The sequence below is a fragment of the Arsenicicoccus piscis genome (assembly GCF_022568835.1).
In the GTDB taxonomy this organism is placed as follows: domain Bacteria; phylum Actinomycetota; class Actinomycetes; order Actinomycetales; family Dermatophilaceae; genus Arsenicicoccus; species Arsenicicoccus piscis.
This window is the reverse complement of record NZ_JAKZHV010000002.1, coordinates 138,772-155,643: the sequence shown is the minus strand read 5'-3', so window position 1 is coordinate 155,643 and position 16,872 is coordinate 138,772. Positions and strand designations below refer to the sequence as shown.

Sequence of the window (16,872 nt, the reverse complement as noted above, 5' to 3'; positions counted from 1 at the left end):
TAGATACTGGACGGCATGGCTGAGCCCGCCAAGCGGCCGTCCTACCGGCCGCCCTACGTCGAGACCCTCGCCGAGAAGCGCATCCGCGAGGCGATGGAGCGTGGCGAGTTCGACAACCTCAAGGGGTCCGGCAAGCCGCTGCCGTCGATCGATCAGCCCTACCGCGAGGACTGGTGGATCAACGGATTGATCGAGCGCGAGCAGCTCGACATGTCCGGCGCGATGTCCCCGACGATGGCGCTGCGCCGCGAGGCCGCCGACCTGCCGGGCGAGGTGGTCGGGCTCCCCAGCGAGCAGGCCGTGCGCCGGGTGGTCGAGGACTTCAACCGACGGGTCAAGCTGGACCGGCTCCGGCCCGCGACGGGCCGCGAGATGCCGCCCATCGCCAAGACGTTGGACGTCGAGGAGATGGTGGCGCTGTGGCGCGAGGCCGCAGAGCGACGTCGCGCCGAGCGTGAGGCGCAGGCGGCGGCTGAGGCCGAGGCGCGTGCTGCTGCCCTCGCTGCCCGACCCAGACGCTGGTGGCAGCGCCGGGGCTGACATCGGCGCCGGGCGACGGCCGAGCGGGACCCTCGGTAGAGTCGGACCCATGCGTATCGCGAGATTCACCCTGGGAGAGGACCCGGCCTTCGGCATCGTCGAGGGCGATGCCGACCAGCCCGAGTCGATGGTCGTGCACGAGATCCACGGCGACCCGCTCTACGCCCCCGTGACGCGGACGGGCAAGACCCACCCGCTCGAGGACGTGCGCCTGCTCGCGCCGGTCATCCCGCGCAGCAAGGTGATCGGGATCGGCCGCAACTACGCCGACCACGCCAAGGAGATGGGCAACGACGTGCCCACCCAGCCGCTGATGTTCCTCGTCCCCAACACCGCGGTCGTCGGCCCCGGCGACCCGGTCGTCATGCTCGAGGAGTCCAGCAACATCCACTACGAGGGCGAGCTCGCCGTCGTGATCGGCAAGGTCGTGAAGTCCGTAGACCCTGAGCACGCGCTCGCGACCGTGTTCGGCTACACCGTCGCGGACGACGTCACCGCCCGCGACCTGCAGAGCTCGGACGGGCAGTGGGCGCGCGCCAAGGGCTTCGACACGTCCAAGCCGATCGGCCCGTGGATCGAGACCGAGCTCGACCCGAGCGACCTGCGCGTCGTCACCCGCCTGGATGGCACGGTCGTCCAGGACGGCACCACCCGCGACCTGATCTTCCCGATCGCGGACCTCATCGCCTACGCCAGCCGCGCGTTCACGCTGCTGCCCGGCGACGTGATCCTGACCGGCACCCCGGCGGGCGTCGGGCCGGTGCAGCCCGGCCAGCGCGTCGAGGTCGAGGTCGAGGGCATCGGCACCCTTTCCAACCCGTTCGTGCGCCGCTGACCCTGCCCGCCGCGGGACGGTCTACCGCCAGATGAGGTAGCCCCCACGGGCGAGCGTGAAACCGGCACGACGCTGCCGGTCGATGCAGGTCACGCCGGTGCTCTCGCTGACGCACTGCACCGGGGCCTGCGGCACGCTGGTCGACCGGCCGTAGGCCAGCACCGGCTCCGGTCCGGTCCGCACGGTGTCGCTGTTGCACACCTGGTCGACGACGCCGTCCTTGAGCACGAGCCGGCCAACCTCGCGACGGCCGTCCGGGTTCGAGGTGGCGTCGCCGCACGTCGGTGACGCCACCGCACCCTCGGTGATCTCGCACACCATGGCCTGGTCGTCGCCGGGCACGCCGAGCACGCACGCGATGTTGCCGCTCGGTGTCCGGAAGGCCGCCGGTTGCGTGGGGTCGGGTCGGGCCCGGTCGACGTGCGTCACGGCCTGCGCGTAGCTCGCCGGGGCGCCCGGCGGCAGCCGACCGGCCGTCAACGGCTGAGTCACCGCAGCCGACGGAGTCGCGACCGCCGACGCGAGGGAGGACGGCGCGGACGTGGACGGCGCTGTCGGTGCGGTCGTCGCCCCACCGCACCCCGCGAGCGTCGTCGCCAGCAGCATGCCGAGCGCCGCTGCGCCGGTGAACCCCGCGCCGCGACGCGCTGCGCCGGCGAACCCCGCGCCGCGACGCGTTGACCCGTTCCCCTCCCTGGCCTGGTGCATGCTGGCATCTTCGCACCGGCGCTTCGCCAGAGGGAAGGGCAGAGGAAGGGCAGAGGAAGGGCCGGGGACGGGCGGAGAAAGGGTGGTGAGGCCGGGCTTCGCTAGGCTGGGAGCACCATGACTGCAGCCCTGCCCCCTCAGACCGCCGACGTCGACCCGACGACCCCCGCCCGCACCCGCGTCGCCCCGTCACCCACCGGTGACCCGCACGTCGGCACCGCCTACATGGCGCTGTTCGACCTGGCCTGGGCGCGCAAGACCGGGGGGAAGTTCGTGCTGCGGATCGAGGACACCGACCGGGTGCGCTACGTGCCGGGCAGCGAGCAGCAGATCTTCGACACCCTGCGTTGGCTCGGGCTGGACTACGACGAGGGCCCCGACCTGCCCGACGGCGGCGGTCCGTTCGGGCCCTACCGGCAGAGCGAGCGTCTCGACACCTACCGGCCGTTCGTCGACCAGCTGATCGCCGACGGGCACGCCTACTACTGCTGGTGCTCGACCGAGCGGCTCGCCGCGATGCGCGAGGAGCAGCAGCGGACCAAGTCCGGCACGGGCTACGACCGACTGTGCCTGGGCAAGACGCGCGAGGAGCGCGCCGCGCTGCCCGGTTTCAGCGAGCAGCCGGTGGTGCGCATGCTCGTGCCCGACGATGTCGAGCTGACCTTCGACGACATCATCCGCGGGCAGGTCAACGCACCCCGTCCGGACGACCAGGTCATCCTCAAGGCCGACGGGTTCCCGACCTACCACCTGGCCGTCGTCGTCGACGACCACCTCATGGGCATCACCACGGTGGTGCGCGGCGAGGAGTGGATCTCCTCGACGCCGAAGCACATCCTGCTCTACCGCTGGTTGGGGTGGCCGGTCCCGCAGTTCGCGCACATGCCGCTGCTGCGCAACACCGACAAGTCCAAGATCTCCAAGCGCAAGAACCCTGCGGCCCGGCTGCTGTGGTTCCGCGAGCAGGGCTATCTGCCGGAGGCGCTGCGCAACTTCCTGCAGCTGATCGGCTACCCGCCCGTCCACGAGGACACCGAGGTCGCGACCTTCGAGGAGTTCGTCGAGCACTTCGACTGGGCCAAGGTCAGCACCGTCGGGCCCATCTTCGACATGGACAAGCTCGGCTGGCTCAACGGTCACTACATCCGCGCGCTCGCACCCGACGACCTCGCGCGCCGCATCGTCGCGCACCTGGTCGAGCAGGGCGAGCTGCCGGGTCAGCCAACGCCCGAGCAGGTCGAGCTCGTCACTGCCGCAACGCCGCTCATCCAGGAGCGGCTCCAGCTGCTCAGCGAGGCCGGCCCGAAGCTCGCCTTCCTGTTCGCCGCCGACGACTCCCTCGAGATCGCCGACGACGCCCGCGCCTCGCTGCCCGCCGACGCCCCCGCGATCCTGGACGCCGCCATCGAGGCGCTGGCCGGGCTCGCGGACTTCACCACCGACCCGATCCAGGCCGCGCTGCGCGAGGCGCTCGTCGACGGGCTCGGCCTCAAGGCGCGCGTCGCCTTCGGCCCGGTGCGCGTCGCGCTCACCGGCAGCAAGGTGTCTCCGCCGCTGTTCGAGTCGATGGAGATCCTCGGTCGCGACTCCACGCTCGCCCGACTGCGGCGGCTGCGCGCGACCCTGTAGCGGGTCAGCGCGCGGTGCGCTTCTGGATCGCCGCCCACTCGTCGCGCAGCCCCACCGTCCGGTGGAAGAGCATCGGCTCGCGCGGGTCGTGCGCGAAGTAGCCGAGCCGCTCGAACTGCACGACCTCGCCGGGCGCGGTGTCGGCGAGCGCACGCTCGACCTTGGCCCCGGTGAGGACCTCGCGTGAGTTCCGGTCGAGGTCGTCCAGCGGGTCGCCGGTCGCCTCGCCGGGGTTCTCGGCGGTGAACAGCCGCTCGTAGAGCGCCACGGTCGCGTCCTCGGCGTGCGGCGCAGACACCCAGTGCATCGTCGACTTCACCTTGCGCCCGTCGGGGGCGGTGCCGCCCTTGGTCTCCGGGTCGTAGGTCACGTGCACCTCGGTGACGGTGCCGTCGGCGTCCTTGACGACGTCGGTGGCGGTGACGAAGTAGGCGCCGCGCAGCCGGACCTCGCGACCGGGGGAGAGGCGGAAGTACTTGGGCGGCGGGACCTCCGCGAAGTCCTCCTGCTCGATCCACAGCTCACCGCTGAACGCGACCTGGCGGGTGCCGTCGTCGGCGTTCTCGGGGTTGTTGGCCACCTCGAAGTGCTCGACCACCGGCTGGCCGGTCTCGTCGGTCGGCCAGTTGGTGATGACGACCTTGAGCGGCCGCAGTACCGCCATCCGCCGCTGCGCCGTGAGGTTGAGGTCGCGTCGGATGAACGACTCGAGCAGCTCGATGCTGTGGCGCGAGTTGGTCTTGGCGACACCGATTGACGTGAGGAACTCGCGAATCGCCTTGGCGGGGTAGCCCCTTCGCCGCAGCCCCCGCAGCGTGGGCATGCGCGGGTCGTCCCACCCGTCGACGACGCCCTCGGCGATCAGCTGCTTGAGCTTGCGCTTGGACGTGATGGTGTGGGTCAGCTCCAGGCGGGCGAACTCGATCTGGCGCGGTTGGTCGCCGGGCAGCGGCAGGTGCTCCAGATACCAGTCGTAGAGCGGTCGGTTGCTCTGGAACTCCAGCGTGCACAGCGAGTGCGTCACGCCCTCGATGGCGTCGCTCTGGCCGTGCGCCCAGTCGTAGGTCGGGTAGATGCACCACGCGTCGCCGGTGCGGTAGTGGTGACCGCGACGGATGCGATACATCACCGGGTCGCGCAGCTGCATGTTCTCGTGCTGCATGTCGATCTTGGCGCGCAACACCTTTGCCCCGTCAGGGAACTCGCCCGCGCGCATCCGGCGGAACACGTCGAGGCTCTCCTTGACCGGGCGGTCCCGATAGGGGCTCTCGACGCCCGGCTTGCCGTAGCCGCCGCGCTGCGCCGAGATCGTCTCGGCGTCCTGCTCGTCGACGTAGGCGAACCCCTCGGTGATCAGGTGCTCGGCCCAGGCGTAGAGCTGCTCGAAGTAGTCCGAGGCGTGCCGGACGGGGCGCGGCGGCGTGAAGCCCAGCCACTCGATGTCCTCGAGGATCGAGTCGACGAACTCGGCCTCCTCGGTGTCGGGGTTGGTGTCGTCCAGCCGCAGGTTGCAGAGGCCGTCGAACGCCTCGGCGGTGCCGAAGTCGACCGTGATGGCCTTGGCGTGGCCGATGTGGAGGTAGCCGTTGGGCTCCGGGGGGAACCGGGTCTGCACCCGCTCGCCGAATGTGCCCTGCTCCTGGTCGCGCTGCACCAGGTCCCTGACGAAGTCACCGGCGGTGGGCGTGGGGACGTGCGACTCGACCATGACCCCGAAGTTAGCATGCACGGGTGACCCGGACGCCTGGCCTAGTCGCAGCACCCGGTGCGGCCCTTCTCCTCGACATCGACGACACGCTCATCGACACCCGGACCTCGTTGCGCGCGGCGGCCGCTCGGTGCCTGCGCGAGGTGTGGCCCGAGCTGACGGAGGCGCAGGCCCGCGAGCTCGGGGTGCGCTACCACGTGGACCCCGAGGGCTACTTCGTCGCCTACACGCGGGGCGACCTCACCTTCGAGCAGCAGCGCGAGGGCCGGCTGCGCGCCGTGGTCGACGACGCTGGCCTGGCCTGGTCGCACGCCGACTGGCAGGACTTCGAGACGGCGTGGGCGCCGGCCTTCACCGGAGCGACGATCGTCTTCGACGACGTCCGACCACTGCTCGGGCGCGCCGCTGCCGCAGGGGTGCTCGTCGGCGCCCTCACCAACTCGTCGGAGACGTTCACGACCCTGAAGCTCCAGGCGGGTGGGCTCGCCGACGCCTTCAGCACTGTCGCCACCACGGACACTCTCGGCTTCGGCAAGCCCGACCCGCGCGCCTTTCACGAGGCGTGCCGGCTGCTCGGCGCGGTGCCCGAGCGCACGGTCTACGTGGGGGACGCGCTGGACGTGGACGCGGTGGCGGCCGCGCAGGCCGGGCTGACCGGCGTCTGGCTCGACCGTCGCGGCGAGACGTCTGCGCCCGTCCCGCCCGAGGTCACCCGGGTCTCGACGCTGGACGAGATCACGTTCGCCGTGCGGTGATCGCCGCGCGCCCGGATCTACTGGGTTACTTGTTCGTCGCTGCCCGAGCTGTTCTGCGATGGCCATCTGCACCCAGCGCTGAGCAGCTCGCCCATCGCTGGACAGCTGGCCCAGTGCAAACGGCGCTCGCTCCGGCGCAGTGGCCGGGCGGAACAGCTCGGCAGATGCGCACGAACCCGTGACCCGCCGCCGAAACCGTGACACGCGCAGGGTCCGGACCCCGGCAAACCACGGCTTAGTGCGCACCACACGGGTTCCTGCGCGTGCTCACACCCACGACGCCACCCCGTAGACCCCTCCAGTACCACCAGCCCCACCAGCCACAGCACCCGCTCGGCCCCGCGCCACCACGCCGTCCACGACCAGGTTGGTCAGCCGTTCTTGAGCCGGCCGGCGACGGGGACGTACTTCAGCGGCGTGTAGTAGTTCCAGTAGGACTTGCTGAGCGGGTCGTAGGCGTAGCCGGACATGATGCCGACGGCGGCCGCGGTGCCGTTGGCGTTCTTGAGGTAGACCGCGCCGCCGGAGTCACCGGCCGAGGTGTGCTCGGTGCGGTCGGCGGCGATGGTGATGCCGGTGAACTGTTGGCCGTCCGGCCAGGTGATCGTGCGGTCGACGGCGGTGATGCGGGTCGGGCTGATCTCGCCGAGTCGGCGCGACACCTGGTAGCCCGAGGAGCCTGAGGTGCGGATCGCGGCCGACGAATAGCCCTGGGGGAGAAGGACGCTGCCGCGGACCGCACGCGTCGTCGTGCTGTTGCCGAGCCCCGTGTAGATCCGCCCCGACGTGAGCGCGCTGACCGGCTGGCCGGGTCTGCGGTTGAGCTTGAACACCGCCAGGTCGCCGCGTCGCCCCTTGACATTGGTGCCCTTGGTGACGGTGGTGGCAGCGACCGTCCCGACGACCCTCGTGGTGCTGCCGGAGGTGCGGACGCTGACGGTGCCCATGGCGGGGGCGCCCGGCTCGAGGAAGCAGTGGCCGGCGGTGAGGCCGTAGGCGGCGCCGTCGCGGCCGATCCAGGAGAAGCCGGTGGAGCAGTGACTGGTGTACTGGTAGCCCCCGGCGTTGCCGGTGAGGTTGATCAGGCCGCCGCCGTGCAGGGAGCCGGTGTCGTAGTAGCGCGAGCTGGTCTTGGCCGCCGGCAGGGGAGTGGCCGGTCGAGCCGTGACCACGGGCGCGGGTCCGTCGCCACCTAGCAGGCGGGTCACGTCGCTCGTCAGCCGCGAGGCCGAGCCGGCGCCCTCGACGCGCAGCCGACCGGCGGCGTAGTCCGGGCCGACGCTGGTCAGCTGGCCGCTCGTGCGCGCGAGGCCGCTCAGCCGCGTCTGCTGGCGCTGCAAGGTGGTGAGGGACACGGTGCCGGCCCTCAGGTCTACCGCGGTCTGGGGCACGCCGACGCGGGCGAGAGCGGCGGCGGCTGCGGACCGTGACTGCCCCACGTAGCGGACGACGAGCCGACCGGAGTCGTCGACGAACGCCCCACCCCACTGGCTCGGCGTCGCCTGCATGAGCGGGTCCACCCGCCCGTAGGTCGAGACCACGTCGACGGTTGCGCCCACGGAGCCGGCGGCAGCGACCGGCCGGCCGCTCGCCTCCGCCGAGGCTGCGGGGCCTGTGCCGGTGACGACTCCGCTGGTGCCCGCGACGACCAGGACGAGAGCAGCGAGAGCTACGGACCGATATGTGCGTGTCATGCGATTCCCCCCGAGATGTGCCGTCCTCAAACGGTAGCCCGGACCGGTCCGGGAGAAATAGTCCCCGCGCCGGGTTGGTGGGCGACCTCACCGGGTGCTGGGGTGGTCGCCAGGGTCGGCGGGCGCGGATTTGAGGCGGGGGCAGGGGAGCCGGTAGAGTTGTCCATCGGTTCGCCTGCTCGTCCGGTCACGGGCGCTCGGGTGAGTCCCGTTGGGGTATGGTGTAATTGGCAACACTACGGTTTCTGGTACCGTCATTCTAGGTTCGAGTCCTGGTACCCCAGCCATCGTCACGGTCGCTCGCGCGGCTCGCGATGATTCGGAGATGGCCCTCCCGTTCTGGTAGAGTTTCTCCTCGTTGCCCAGGCGCAAACGCCCTGGTCAGCACGTTTGGCCCCGTTGTGTAGTGGCCTAGCACGCCGCCCTCTCAAGGCGGTAGCGCCGGTTCGAATCCGGTCGGGGCTACACCCAAAGACCCCCTGCTTCTCGAGCAGGGGGTCTTCTCGTTGTGCGCGGTCGGTTTACGCCTGGTGGCTCCGCGCGGGCTGCGGGGCCCGTTTGGTGGTGACGGAGCTCAGCCGGTCTGCGATCTCCGGGGGCACGGGCCAAGCCTGTGGGTCTCCCGTGGGACTGGCCGCATGGGCCTGGGCCGCAGTGATGACAGCCCGAGCATCCACCGGCTCGAGGCGGGTGAATCTGACCCTGGCCATGCCCGGTCCGTCGAGAGCGACGACCCCGTGGTCCGGGCATCCGCCGAGGCAGGCCACCGACCTGACCGGGACGTCGCGAGGATCCTCCGCGATGGCCCGTCGCAAGGCTCGCCCGAAGTGGCCGCTGCGGTGGCGGTCGTAGCGGGGGCAGGTGCTGCACACGAGCAACGTCATGGGCGGCGCTCCACGACGTGCTGTGTCCCGCTGGTGACCAGCTCGTCCTGGTCCGGCGGCGGTGCGGGAGCGTCCCCTTGCTCCTTGTGGAAGCGCCCATCCTTCATGATGTAGTGGAGCTTGTCCTGGTCCTGCAGCACCGTGATGTCGGCGAGTGGGTCGCCGTCCACCAGGATCAGGTCGGCTAGGTAGCCGCTCTGAACCTTTCCGAGCTCGTCCCCGCGCATCATGAGCTCCCCACCCAGTGCGGTCGCGGACAGGATGGCCTCCATCGGCGTGAACCCGAGCAGCTCGACGAAGTGCTGCAGGTCGCGGGCGTAGGTGCCGTGCGGGGTCCAGGCGAACCCGTAGTCACCACCCGGCAGGATCCGGACGCCGCGTCGGTGCATCTCGCGAAGCCCGGCGACCGCGATGTCGAGCTCCTTCTTGTAGCCGACGGCCTCTGCGGCTTCCTGAGGGAACCCGAACGCCTCGGCTTCGTACAGGGTCGCCACCAGCCAGTTCAGTCCGGGAGCAACCCAGACCCAGTCCTTGTTGGCCTCGAGCATGTCCATGCCCTCTTCATCGGTGAAGCTCGCGTGGTAGATCACGTCGACTCCGTGGCGCACGCACATCTTGACGCTCTCGGCGCTGCGGGCGTGGGCGCAGACTCTCTTGCCCCGCCGGTGCGCCTCGCTGACCGCTGCGGCGACCTCGTCGTCAGAGAAGTAGGTGTCCTCGGCCCGCTGGGTGCCCGTGATCTCTTCGCCAGTCATGGACAGCTTGATCTGATCGACGCCGAGCGCTACGAGCTCGCGCACTGCCTTGCGCATTCCTTCAGGCCCGTCGGCGAACTTGGTGATGGAGTGGGTCAGGGCACCGCCGGTGACCGCGATCTCTGGGCCGTTCGCCAGGTATCGGGGGCCGGGGAATCGTCCTGAGTTGATCGCGTCGCGGCACACCACATCCAAGCGGTCCTTGGCCGAGGCGGCCCCGAGGCACATGGTGTAGCCAGAGTCGATGTAGGTGCGTGCGGACTCCAGGCAGAAGAGAAGGTGCTCCTCCACCGGCATGGTGCCCAGGCCGTCGAGGTCTGCAGAGTTGTTCCAGGAGAAGTGCGTGTGAGCGTCGCACAGTCCCGACATCAGGGTGCGGCCGTTGCCCTCGATGACGCGGGCGCCCTCGGCGCGAGACTCGTCGACCTCGCCCACAGCGACAATTCGGTCATTCTCGACGAGGACGTCACCCGGGTAGGGTTCGGCTCCGGTCGAGTCGAGGATGGAGACGTTGCGAAACAAGGTCTTCTCGGATGGTTCTGTCACGTGTGTCATTGCTATGGCTTCTCTTCGTTGAGGCTGTCAGGTTTGGGGTGGTGCTGGAACGTGCTGTGTCGTGATGGTGTTGAACGCGTTCAGAGGAACTCGGCGAGCTGGTCGGTGACTTCACCGGCGGCTTCGAGCGCGGTCCAGTGGCCGATCCCAGGGATGACGCTGACCTTGGCTGATCCGTGCGCCTGGGCCAGCCCCTCGCTCACCGACGGAGGGCCAACCTTGTCCTCGCTGCCGGTGACGAGCAGAAGTGGCAGGTCCGAAGAGATGGGCCCGGGCTCGACGGCCGCGGCCAGTGCCTCGCAGTTTCGGGCGTAGCCCTCCGGGTCTTGCCGCATCACGAGCTCGCGGACGAATGCGGCGACCTCGGGCTTGTCGCGCCGGGTGCTCTCCGACAACGCATTTGCCACTACGCCTGGTGCCACTGCTGCGCTCCCCTCAGCGCGCAAGAGGGCAGCGCGTTCGTGCTGTGCCCGCCGCCCCGCCTCCGACGGCTCGCCGACGGCCCCGAGCAGGACCAGCTTGGTGACCTTGTCTGGATGCCGCGCCGCGAACGTACGGGCCACCAGCGTCCCCATCGAGTGCGCGACGACGGCTGCGCTGGGGATCTCCAAGGCGTCCAGCAGCGCGGCGAGATCGTCGGCGTGGGACTCGATGCTGATATCACTGGCGAGCGCTGAACGGCCGGCACCGGCGCTGTCCACTCGAATGACCTGGAAGCGTTGAGCCAGCGAATCCGTTTGCACCTGATAGAAGTTCGAGGTGCCGCCGAGCCCGTGGACCATGAGCACCGCGGGCCCATCTCCCTGGATCTCGACCGCCAGCTCGTGTCCGTTGATCTGCATGCCTTCTCCTTCGTCGGGGGGTCGAACGCAGTCGCTGGGTTGTGCAACTGCGTCATGTCGAGCGGGCTCAGGCGACCCGGTTGCGTAGTGAGCCGAGTCCGGAGATCGAGACCGCCACCACGTCGCCGCTGGTCAAGAACTTCGGCGGCTCGTAGCCGATGCCCACCCCAGCCGGCGTGCCGGTGGCGATGACGTCACCAGGCAGCAGGGTGATGCCGGCCGAGATCGTGGCGATGAGCTCGGGGATGTCGAAGATGAGATCGCTGACCGGTGCGCTCTGCCGGGTCTGCCCGTTGACGCGGGTCTCCACCTGGAGGGCTCCCACGTCTGCGACCTCGTCGGCGCTGACCGCGTAGGGGCCCATCGGGCAGTGCGTGTCCAGGGACTTGCCCAGCAGCCACTGCTTGTGATCGCGCTGAAGGTCGCGGGCGGTGACATCGTTGATGATCGTGTATCCCCACACGTGGGAGAACGCATCGTCTCGCTGGATTCCTCGCCCGCCCTTGCCGATGATGACCCCGAGCTCTCCCTCGTAGTCGAGCTCTGCGGTGACGCCGTGATGCGCGTCGATGTCGTCATAGGGGCCGGTCACGGACGTCGTCGCCTTGGAGAAGATGATCGGCTTCGTCGGCAGCTCCTCGGATCGGGTGGGGCTGTCGTAGCCGCTGCGCCCGAACTCCTTGACATGGTCGGAGTAGTTCTTACCGACGCAGAAGATGTTGCGGACAGGATGCGGTAGCGGCGCCAGCAGGCTGACCGAGTCCATGCGGTGCCCTGCCCCTGAGCGGACCGCGGCTTCCACATCGTCGCGGAGGTCGTCCCAATGACGAATGGCCCCCAGGACGCCTGAAGCGCCGGCCGCCTCGAGCTGCTCGGTGATGTCGTGGACCATGGATGCTTCGGTGTCGACGGCGCCGACCCGCTCGGCGGACCCGGTGGTGAACGTGACGAGTTTCATTCTTGACCAATCTGAACCAATAGGAGACCAAGTTCCTGATTGGTTCACGATAGAGCTACCGGCCGGCCTGTCCACCCCGAGATGTCTGCGATTCGACAGCATGTCGCCGCCCTATAAATTGGTCTCGATTGGTTCAGTTGGTGTAGGGTGGCGTCGTGAAGACAACCGTGGAGCAGTCCCTGCGCGCGTATCTTGACGACAAGACCGCCAACGGAGAGCTCGGCCCTGGGTCACGGCTCCCCACTGAGCGCGCCCTGGTCGCGCAGCTCGATGCGCCGCGCAGCGCCGTCCGGCGAGCCCTGGACACGCTGGAGGGCGAGGGTGTGGTGACCAGACACGTCGGTCGCGGAACCTTCCTCACCGAGTCGGCGCGAGCCGGCGCCGAAGCGGCGCCACCCGACACCAGTCCGGTCGAGATCATGCAGGTGCGCCTCGTCATCGAGCCCCCGGTGGCGATGCTGGCGGCGCGCCTCGCCACCCAGGCCGACCTCGACCGGATCGTGGAGTGCCTGCAGGCGGGTGGCGCCAGCAGCACGTTCGAGGACTTCGAGGCGTGGGACGCCAAGCTGCATCGGGCCATCGCCCATGCGGCGCACAACGGTCTGTTACTGAGCATGTTCGACGTGATGAACACCGCTCGCACGCTGCCGGTGTGGGGCACTCTGAAACGCCGCACATCGACCCCTGAGCGGCGCGGTTGCTACCACCAGGAGCACGAGGCCATCGTCGGCGCGCTCGTCGATCGCGATCCGGAAAAGGCCGAGCGGACCATGCGAGTCCACCTCGAGCATGTCGCGGACAACTTGCTGGGCCGCGTCTAGCCCGGCTGCGCGGCGGTTGGCCCTGGGCGGAACGGCTCCACAGCGGCGGTAGAGGGAAGCATCCGGCCCGTGGTCGGTGCAGACCGCTTGCGTCGGCTCAAGCCAGGGCGGTCGGTGGTTATCAGGCGGTGGGGACGGCCGAGCGCTGCAGGATCTCGGTCAGCTTGTTGGCGCCCGCGACCACGGTGGCGGCGTGCAGCCGGCCGGGCTGGCGCGAGATGCGCTCGATGGCACCCGAGATCGACACGGCGGCGACGACGCGACCGGACGGGCCGCGTACGGGGGCGGACACCGAGGCGACGCCGAGCTCGCGCTCGGAGACGCTCTGGGCCCAGCCGCGGCGGCGGACGCCCGAGAGCGTGGTGGCGGTGAACTTCGCGCCCTGCAGGCCGCGGTGGAGGCGGTCGGGCTCCTCCCACGCGAGCAGGACCTGGGCGGCGGAGCCGGCGAGCATGGACAGCGACGCCCCGACCGGGATGGAGTCGCGCAGGCCCATCGGGCGCTCGGCGGCGGCGACGCAGATGCGGTGGTCGCCCTGACGGCGGAACAGCTGCGCGCTCTCGTTGGTGTGGTCGCGCAGCGCGCCGAGGACCGGGCCGGCGGCGGCGAGCAGACGGTCCTCGCCGGCGGCCGAGGCCAGCTCGCCGAGGCGCGGGCCGAGGACGAAGCGGCCCTGCATGTCGCGGCTCACCAGGCGGTGGTGCTCGAGGGCCACGGCGAGACGGTGGGCCGTGGGGCGGGCCAGGCCGGTGGCCTGGACGAGCTGCGCGAGCGTGGAGGGGCCGGCCTCGAGGGCGCCGAGCACGATTGCCGCCTTGTCGAGAACCCCGACACCACTGGTGTTGTCCATGCTTCGATATTGCCGTCTCGGACCCTGAGACGCAAATCCGCCGTGGACGAGGGGTGCGCGAGCCTTCTTGACGATCCGATGACGACATCCGATCCCGATCTGATTCTACGGTCTCTTCTGTGCGTCGCCGCCCGACCGGGCCAGGCTGCCGCCGGGACCGGCCGACTGGAGGAACTGATGAGCGGCACCCTTGCCGAGAAGGTCTGGGACGCGCACGTCGTGCGGCGTGCCGAGGGAGAGCCCGACCTGCTCTACATCGATCTGCACCTGCTGCACGAGGTGACCAGCCCCCAGGCGTTCGACGGGCTGCGGCTGGAGGGCCGGCCGGTCCGCCGGACCGACCTCACCCTCGCGACCGAGGACCACAACGTCCCCACGACGCCGGGCCCCATCACCGACCCGGTCTCGCTGACGCAGGTGCAGACGCTGCGCCGCAATTGCGAGGAGTTCGGGGTGCGCATCTTCCCGATGGGCGACCGCGAGCAGGGCATCGTCCACGTCGTCGGCCCGCAGCTCGGCCTCACCCAGCCGGGCATGACCATCGTCTGCGGTGACTCGCACACCTCCACCCACGGTGCCTTCGGTGCCCTCGCCTTCGGCATCGGCACCAGCGAGGTCGAGCACGTCCTCGCGACCCAGACGCTGCCGCTCAAGCCCTTCAAGACCATGGCGATCAACGTCAACGGCGCGCTGCCCGACGGTGTCACCGCCAAGGACGTCATCCTCGCCGTCATCGCCAAGATCGGCACCGGCGGCGGTCAGGGCTACGTCCTGGAGTACCGCGGCGAGGCCATCGAGGCGCTGTCGATGGAAGCCCGAATGACGGTGTGCAACATGTCGATCGAGGCCGGCGCCCGCGCGGGCATGATCGCGCCGGACCAGGTCACCTTCGACTACCTGCAGGGCCGCGACCACGCCCCGACCGGTGCCGACTGGGACGCCGCGGTGGCCGACTGGAGCGCGCTGCGCTCCGACGACGACGCCGTCTTCGACGCCGAGGTCGACATCGACGCCAGCACCCTCACGCCGTACGTCACCTGGGGCACCAACCCGGGCCAGGGTCTGCCGCTCGGCGCCAGCGTGCCGGACCCGGCGACCATCGGCGACGACGTCGACAAGGCCGCCGCCCAGCGCGCGATCGACTACATGGGTCTGACGCCGGGGATGCCGCTGCGCGACATCTCCGTCGACACCGTCTTCGTCGGGTCGTGCACCAACGGCCGCATCGAGGATCTGCGCACCGTCGCGGGAATCCTCAAGGGGCACAAGGTCGCCGACTCGGTCCGCATGCTGGTGGTCCCCGGCTCGGGCCGCGTGCAGGTCCAGGCCGAGGCGGAAGGCCTCGACCAGGTCTTCATCGAAGCGGGTGCCGAGTGGCGTCTCCCCGGGTGCTCGATGTGTCTCGGCATGAACCCGGACCAGCTGGCCCCCGGCGAGCGGTCCGCCTCGACCTCCAACCGCAACTTCGAGGGCCGTCAGGGCAAGGGCGGACGCACCCACCTCGTCAGCCCGGAGGTGGCCGCCGCGACGGCCATCCGCGGCACGCTGTCCAGCCCGGCCGACCTCGAGCTCGTCACGACCGCAGGGGAGTAGATCCGATGGAAGCCTTCACCACCCACACCGGCGTCGGAGTTCCGTTGCGCCGCAGCAACGTCGACACCGACCAGATCATCCCCGCCGTCTACCTCAAGCGCGTCACCCGCACCGGCTTCGAGGACGGACTCTTCGCCGCCTGGCGCAACGACCCCGACTTCGTGCTGAACCAGCCGGTCTACGCCAACGGGTCGGTGCTGGTCGCCGGCCCCGACTTCGGCACCGGCTCGTCGCGGGAGCACGCCGTCTGGGCGTTGATGAACTACGGCTTCCGCGTGGTGATCTCGTCGCGCTTCGCCGACATCTTCCGCGGAAACTCCGGCAAGCAGGGGCTCCTCACGGCCGAGGTCGCGCAGGATGACGTCGAGCTGCTGTGGAAGGTCATGGAGAACGAGCCCGGCGTCGAGATCACCGTCGACCTGGTCGCCAAGACCATCTCGGCGGGCGACCTGGTGGCGCCGTTCGAGGTCGACGACTACACCCGCTGGCGCCTGCTGGAGGGGCTCGACGACATCGGCCTCACCCTGCGCAACGAGCAGGACATCACCGAGTTCGAGAAGTCCCGGCCGGCGTACAAACCGACCAGCGTCCCTCGTTCGGCCTAACGTCGGCGCGTCGCCGGGACACGAATTCTCGCGCGGCCGATGGCATTTCGAATACCCCGTCAGCATCGAGGTCCGCCCCTCCGGTCACGCTCCGTGGCCTGGGTGGGGCTGACCTCGCGCTGTGTCGTGTGAGCCGAAGTGCTTTGTGGAACAACGCCTTTCACGAGATGCGCCAGACTCATTAGAGCGGCCCGCGACGTTCGTCAACCCGCGCAGGTCGGCCGACGAGCCGTCAGCCGGTGCTCTGACCTGGCCAAAAGCGTTGCCGCCCAACGCTTCCGAGATCTCGCGAAATGGTGGACGCCGGTGTCGGGGCGCTCTACCGTCAGAAGTGGTCGAGGCCACACAACGGGTCCGGCCGGGTCGACCGGCACTGGGCCGGGAAACCCCGATTTCCCTGTCCTGGAGGAATAGTGAACAAGGCAGATCTGCTCGACGCCCTCGAAGCGCGACTCGGTAGCCGCAAGGCCGCGGCGGACGCCCTCGAGGCCATGGTCGACGTCATCATCCGTGAGGTCACCAAGGGTGGGAAGGTGGGCATCACGGGCTTCGGCACGTTCGAGCGCTCCGCCCGCGCCGCCCGCACCGGCCGCAACCCGCGCACCGGCGAGACCGTGCGCATCAAGCGCACCAACGTGCCGAAGTTCCGCCCCGGCACGCAGTTCAAGGAGATGGTCTCCGACCCGAAGAAGCTCCCGAAGTCCGGTGTCGCCGGTGCCCGCGCCGGCTCCGCGACCGCTGCCGCCGCGGCTGCGCCGGCGAAGCGCACCACGACGCGAAAGGCCGCCACCAAGGCCGCGCCGGCCCGCAAGACCGACACCGCCGCCGCTCCCGCCAAGCGGGCGACCGCCGCCACGAAGGCTGCCGCGTCCAAGACGACCGCGGCCAAGGCCACGGCCGCGAGGTCGACCGCCAAGGCCGCCGCAGCCAATTCGACCGCCAAGAAGGCGTCGACCGCCAAGGCCGCACCGGCGAAGGCCACGACCAAGCGAGCGACCGCTCCGTCCAAGGCCACCGCGAAGAAGTCGGCGACCAAGGCGACGCCCGCCAAGGCCACCACCAAGCGCGCCGCGACCAAGCGCGCCCGCTGAGCACCGTTCCCGGGCGACGCCCAGGCGTCGCCCGAGAACCGTCGGCGTG

At 69.9% G+C, this 16,872-nt stretch carries 16 protein-coding genes and 2 tRNA genes; 10 read left to right on the top strand and 8 right to left on the bottom strand.

The window, feature by feature from the left end; genetic code table 11:
* Nucleotides 1–15 precede the first annotated feature (15 nt).
* Both MM440_RS03770 and MM440_RS03765 read left to right on the top strand, forming a co-directional pair.
* Nucleotides 16–540 (top strand): DnaJ family domain-containing protein, encoded by a 525-nt coding sequence (locus MM440_RS03770; RefSeq protein ID WP_241441969.1) that lies wholly within the window; start codon nucleotides 16–18, stop codon nucleotides 538–540.
* 49 nt (nucleotides 541–589) lie between these two features.
* Nucleotides 590–1,375: a fumarylacetoacetate hydrolase family protein gene (locus MM440_RS03765; RefSeq protein WP_241441968.1), complete on the top strand. Its 786-nt coding sequence runs from the start codon at nucleotides 590–592 to the stop codon at nucleotides 1,373–1,375.
* Nucleotides 1,376–1,396: 21 nt separating this feature from the next.
* On the opposite strand, the gene MM440_RS03760 is transcribed toward MM440_RS03765, so the two are convergent.
* Nucleotides 1,397–2,083, bottom strand: a complete 687-nt coding sequence (locus tag MM440_RS03760; RefSeq protein WP_241441965.1) for a hypothetical protein — start codon at nucleotides 2,081–2,083, stop codon at nucleotides 1,397–1,399.
* 117 nt (nucleotides 2,084–2,200) lie between these two features.
* Here MM440_RS03760 and gltX point away from each other — a divergent pair, with 117 nt between their 5' ends.
* Nucleotides 2,201–3,712 carry a glutamate--tRNA ligase gene (gene gltX, locus MM440_RS03755; protein WP_241441964.1) on the top strand — a complete coding sequence of 504 codons (1,512 nt, stop codon included), beginning with the start codon at nucleotides 2,201–2,203 and terminating at the stop codon, nucleotides 3,710–3,712.
* A 4-nt stretch (nucleotides 3,713–3,716) separates the two neighbouring features.
* Here the strand turns inward: gltX and MM440_RS03750 are convergent, their stop codons facing one another.
* Complete coding sequence (locus MM440_RS03750; protein ID WP_241441963.1) at nucleotides 3,717–5,420, bottom strand: glutamine--tRNA ligase/YqeY domain fusion protein; 1,704 nt, start codon at nucleotides 5,418–5,420, stop codon at nucleotides 3,717–3,719.
* 23 nt (nucleotides 5,421–5,443) lie between these two features.
* Here MM440_RS03750 and MM440_RS03745 point away from each other — a divergent pair, with 23 nt between their 5' ends.
* Nucleotides 5,444–6,175 carry an HAD family hydrolase gene (locus MM440_RS03745; protein ID WP_241441962.1) on the top strand — a complete coding sequence of 244 codons (732 nt, stop codon included), beginning with the start codon at nucleotides 5,444–5,446 and terminating at the stop codon, nucleotides 6,173–6,175.
* Nucleotides 6,176–6,546: 371 nt separating this feature from the next.
* On the opposite strand, the gene MM440_RS03740 is transcribed toward MM440_RS03745, so the two are convergent.
* Entirely contained in the window at nucleotides 6,547–7,869 is a 1,323-nt protein-coding gene (locus MM440_RS03740) for a chymotrypsin family serine protease (RefSeq protein ID WP_241441960.1), read from the bottom strand.
* Nucleotides 7,870–8,081: 212 nt separating this feature from the next.
* Between MM440_RS03740 and MM440_RS03735 the strand changes: the two genes are divergently transcribed.
* Nucleotides 8,082–8,156 (top strand) — tRNA-Gln (locus MM440_RS03735).
* 105 nt (nucleotides 8,157–8,261) lie between these two features.
* Nucleotides 8,262–8,334 (top strand) — tRNA-Glu (locus tag MM440_RS03730).
* 56 nt (nucleotides 8,335–8,390) lie between these two features.
* On the opposite strand, the gene MM440_RS17565 is transcribed toward MM440_RS03730, so the two are convergent.
* The 4 genes from MM440_RS17565 to MM440_RS03715 form a co-directional block, all read right to left on the bottom strand.
* Nucleotides 8,391–8,753 (bottom strand): DUF1636 family protein, encoded by a 363-nt coding sequence (locus tag MM440_RS17565; protein ID WP_420914126.1) that lies wholly within the window; start codon nucleotides 8,751–8,753, stop codon nucleotides 8,391–8,393.
* Entirely contained in the window at nucleotides 8,750–10,054 is a 1,305-nt protein-coding gene (locus MM440_RS03725) for a metal-dependent hydrolase family protein (RefSeq protein ID WP_241441959.1), read from the bottom strand. The genes MM440_RS17565 and MM440_RS03725 overlap by 4 nt, the downstream gene beginning before the upstream one ends.
* 89 nt (nucleotides 10,055–10,143) lie before the next feature.
* Complete coding sequence (locus MM440_RS03720) at nucleotides 10,144–10,905, bottom strand: alpha/beta fold hydrolase (protein WP_241441957.1); 762 nt, start codon at nucleotides 10,903–10,905, stop codon at nucleotides 10,144–10,146.
* Between the two features lie 67 nt (nucleotides 10,906–10,972).
* Nucleotides 10,973–11,965, bottom strand: coding sequence for a fumarylacetoacetate hydrolase family protein (locus MM440_RS03715; RefSeq protein ID WP_241441956.1), 993 nt, complete (start codon nucleotides 11,963–11,965; stop codon nucleotides 10,973–10,975).
* 53 nt (nucleotides 11,966–12,018) lie between these two features.
* On the opposite strand from MM440_RS03715, the gene MM440_RS03710 reads away from it, so the two are divergent.
* On the top strand, nucleotides 12,019–12,684 hold the full coding sequence (locus MM440_RS03710; protein WP_241441954.1) for a FadR/GntR family transcriptional regulator: 666 nt from the start codon (nucleotides 12,019–12,021) through the stop codon (nucleotides 12,682–12,684).
* Nucleotides 12,685–12,805: 121 nt separating this feature from the next.
* On the opposite strand, the gene MM440_RS03705 is transcribed toward MM440_RS03710, so the two are convergent.
* Nucleotides 12,806–13,534, bottom strand: coding sequence for an IclR family transcriptional regulator (locus MM440_RS03705; protein WP_241441953.1), 729 nt, complete (start codon nucleotides 13,532–13,534; stop codon nucleotides 12,806–12,808).
* A gap of 177 nt (nucleotides 13,535–13,711) precedes the next feature.
* Between MM440_RS03705 and leuC the strand changes: the two genes are divergently transcribed.
* From leuC to MM440_RS03690, 3 genes are all read left to right on the top strand, one after another.
* A complete protein-coding gene (gene leuC, locus MM440_RS03700) occupies nucleotides 13,712–15,127 on the top strand; it encodes a 3-isopropylmalate dehydratase large subunit (RefSeq protein WP_241441952.1) in 1,416 nt (471 codons plus the stop codon).
* A 5-nt stretch (nucleotides 15,128–15,132) separates the two neighbouring features.
* A complete protein-coding gene (gene leuD, locus MM440_RS03695) occupies nucleotides 15,133–15,732 on the top strand; it encodes a 3-isopropylmalate dehydratase small subunit (protein ID WP_241441950.1) in 600 nt (199 codons plus the stop codon).
* A 413-nt stretch (nucleotides 15,733–16,145) separates the two neighbouring features.
* The gene (locus tag MM440_RS03690) at nucleotides 16,146–16,823 is read left to right on the top strand and encodes an HU family DNA-binding protein (protein ID WP_241441948.1); all 678 of its coding nucleotides are present in this window, start codon (nucleotides 16,146–16,148) and stop codon (nucleotides 16,821–16,823) included.
* Nucleotides 16,824–16,872 lie beyond the last annotated feature (49 nt).

What these genes read in the sequence shown, in the direction of transcription:
- MM440_RS03770 (WP_241441969.1), top strand. Translation starts at nt 16, where the DNA reads ATGGCTGAGCCCGCCAAGCGGCCGTCCTACCGGCCGCCCTACGTCGAG.
- MM440_RS03765 (WP_241441968.1), top strand. Translation starts at nt 590, where the DNA reads ATGCGTATCGCGAGATTCACCCTGGGAGAGGACCCGGCCTTCGGCATC.
- MM440_RS03760 (WP_241441965.1), bottom strand. Translation starts at nt 2,083, where the DNA reads ATGCACCAGGCCAGGGAGGGGAACGGGTCAACGCGTCGCGGCGCGGGG.
- gltX (WP_241441964.1), top strand. Translation starts at nt 2,201, where the DNA reads ATGACTGCAGCCCTGCCCCCTCAGACCGCCGACGTCGACCCGACGACC.
- MM440_RS03750 (WP_241441963.1), bottom strand. Translation starts at nt 5,420, where the DNA reads ATGGTCGAGTCGCACGTCCCCACGCCCACCGCCGGTGACTTCGTCAGG.
- MM440_RS03740 (WP_241441960.1), bottom strand. Translation starts at nt 7,869, where the DNA reads ATGACACGCACATATCGGTCCGTAGCTCTCGCTGCTCTCGTCCTGGTC.
- MM440_RS17565 (WP_420914126.1), bottom strand. Translation starts at nt 8,753, where the DNA reads ATGACGTTGCTCGTGTGCAGCACCTGCCCCCGCTACGACCGCCACCGC.
- MM440_RS03720 (WP_241441957.1), bottom strand. Translation starts at nt 10,905, where the DNA reads ATGCAGATCAACGGACACGAGCTGGCGGTCGAGATCCAGGGAGATGGG.
- MM440_RS03715 (WP_241441956.1), bottom strand. Translation starts at nt 11,965, where the DNA reads ATGCTGTCGAATCGCAGACATCTCGGGGTGGACAGGCCGGCCGGTAGC.
- MM440_RS03705 (WP_241441953.1), bottom strand. Translation starts at nt 13,534, where the DNA reads ATGGACAACACCAGTGGTGTCGGGGTTCTCGACAAGGCGGCAATCGTG.
- leuC (WP_241441952.1), top strand. Translation starts at nt 13,712, where the DNA reads ATGAGCGGCACCCTTGCCGAGAAGGTCTGGGACGCGCACGTCGTGCGG.
- leuD (WP_241441950.1), top strand. Translation starts at nt 15,133, where the DNA reads ATGGAAGCCTTCACCACCCACACCGGCGTCGGAGTTCCGTTGCGCCGC.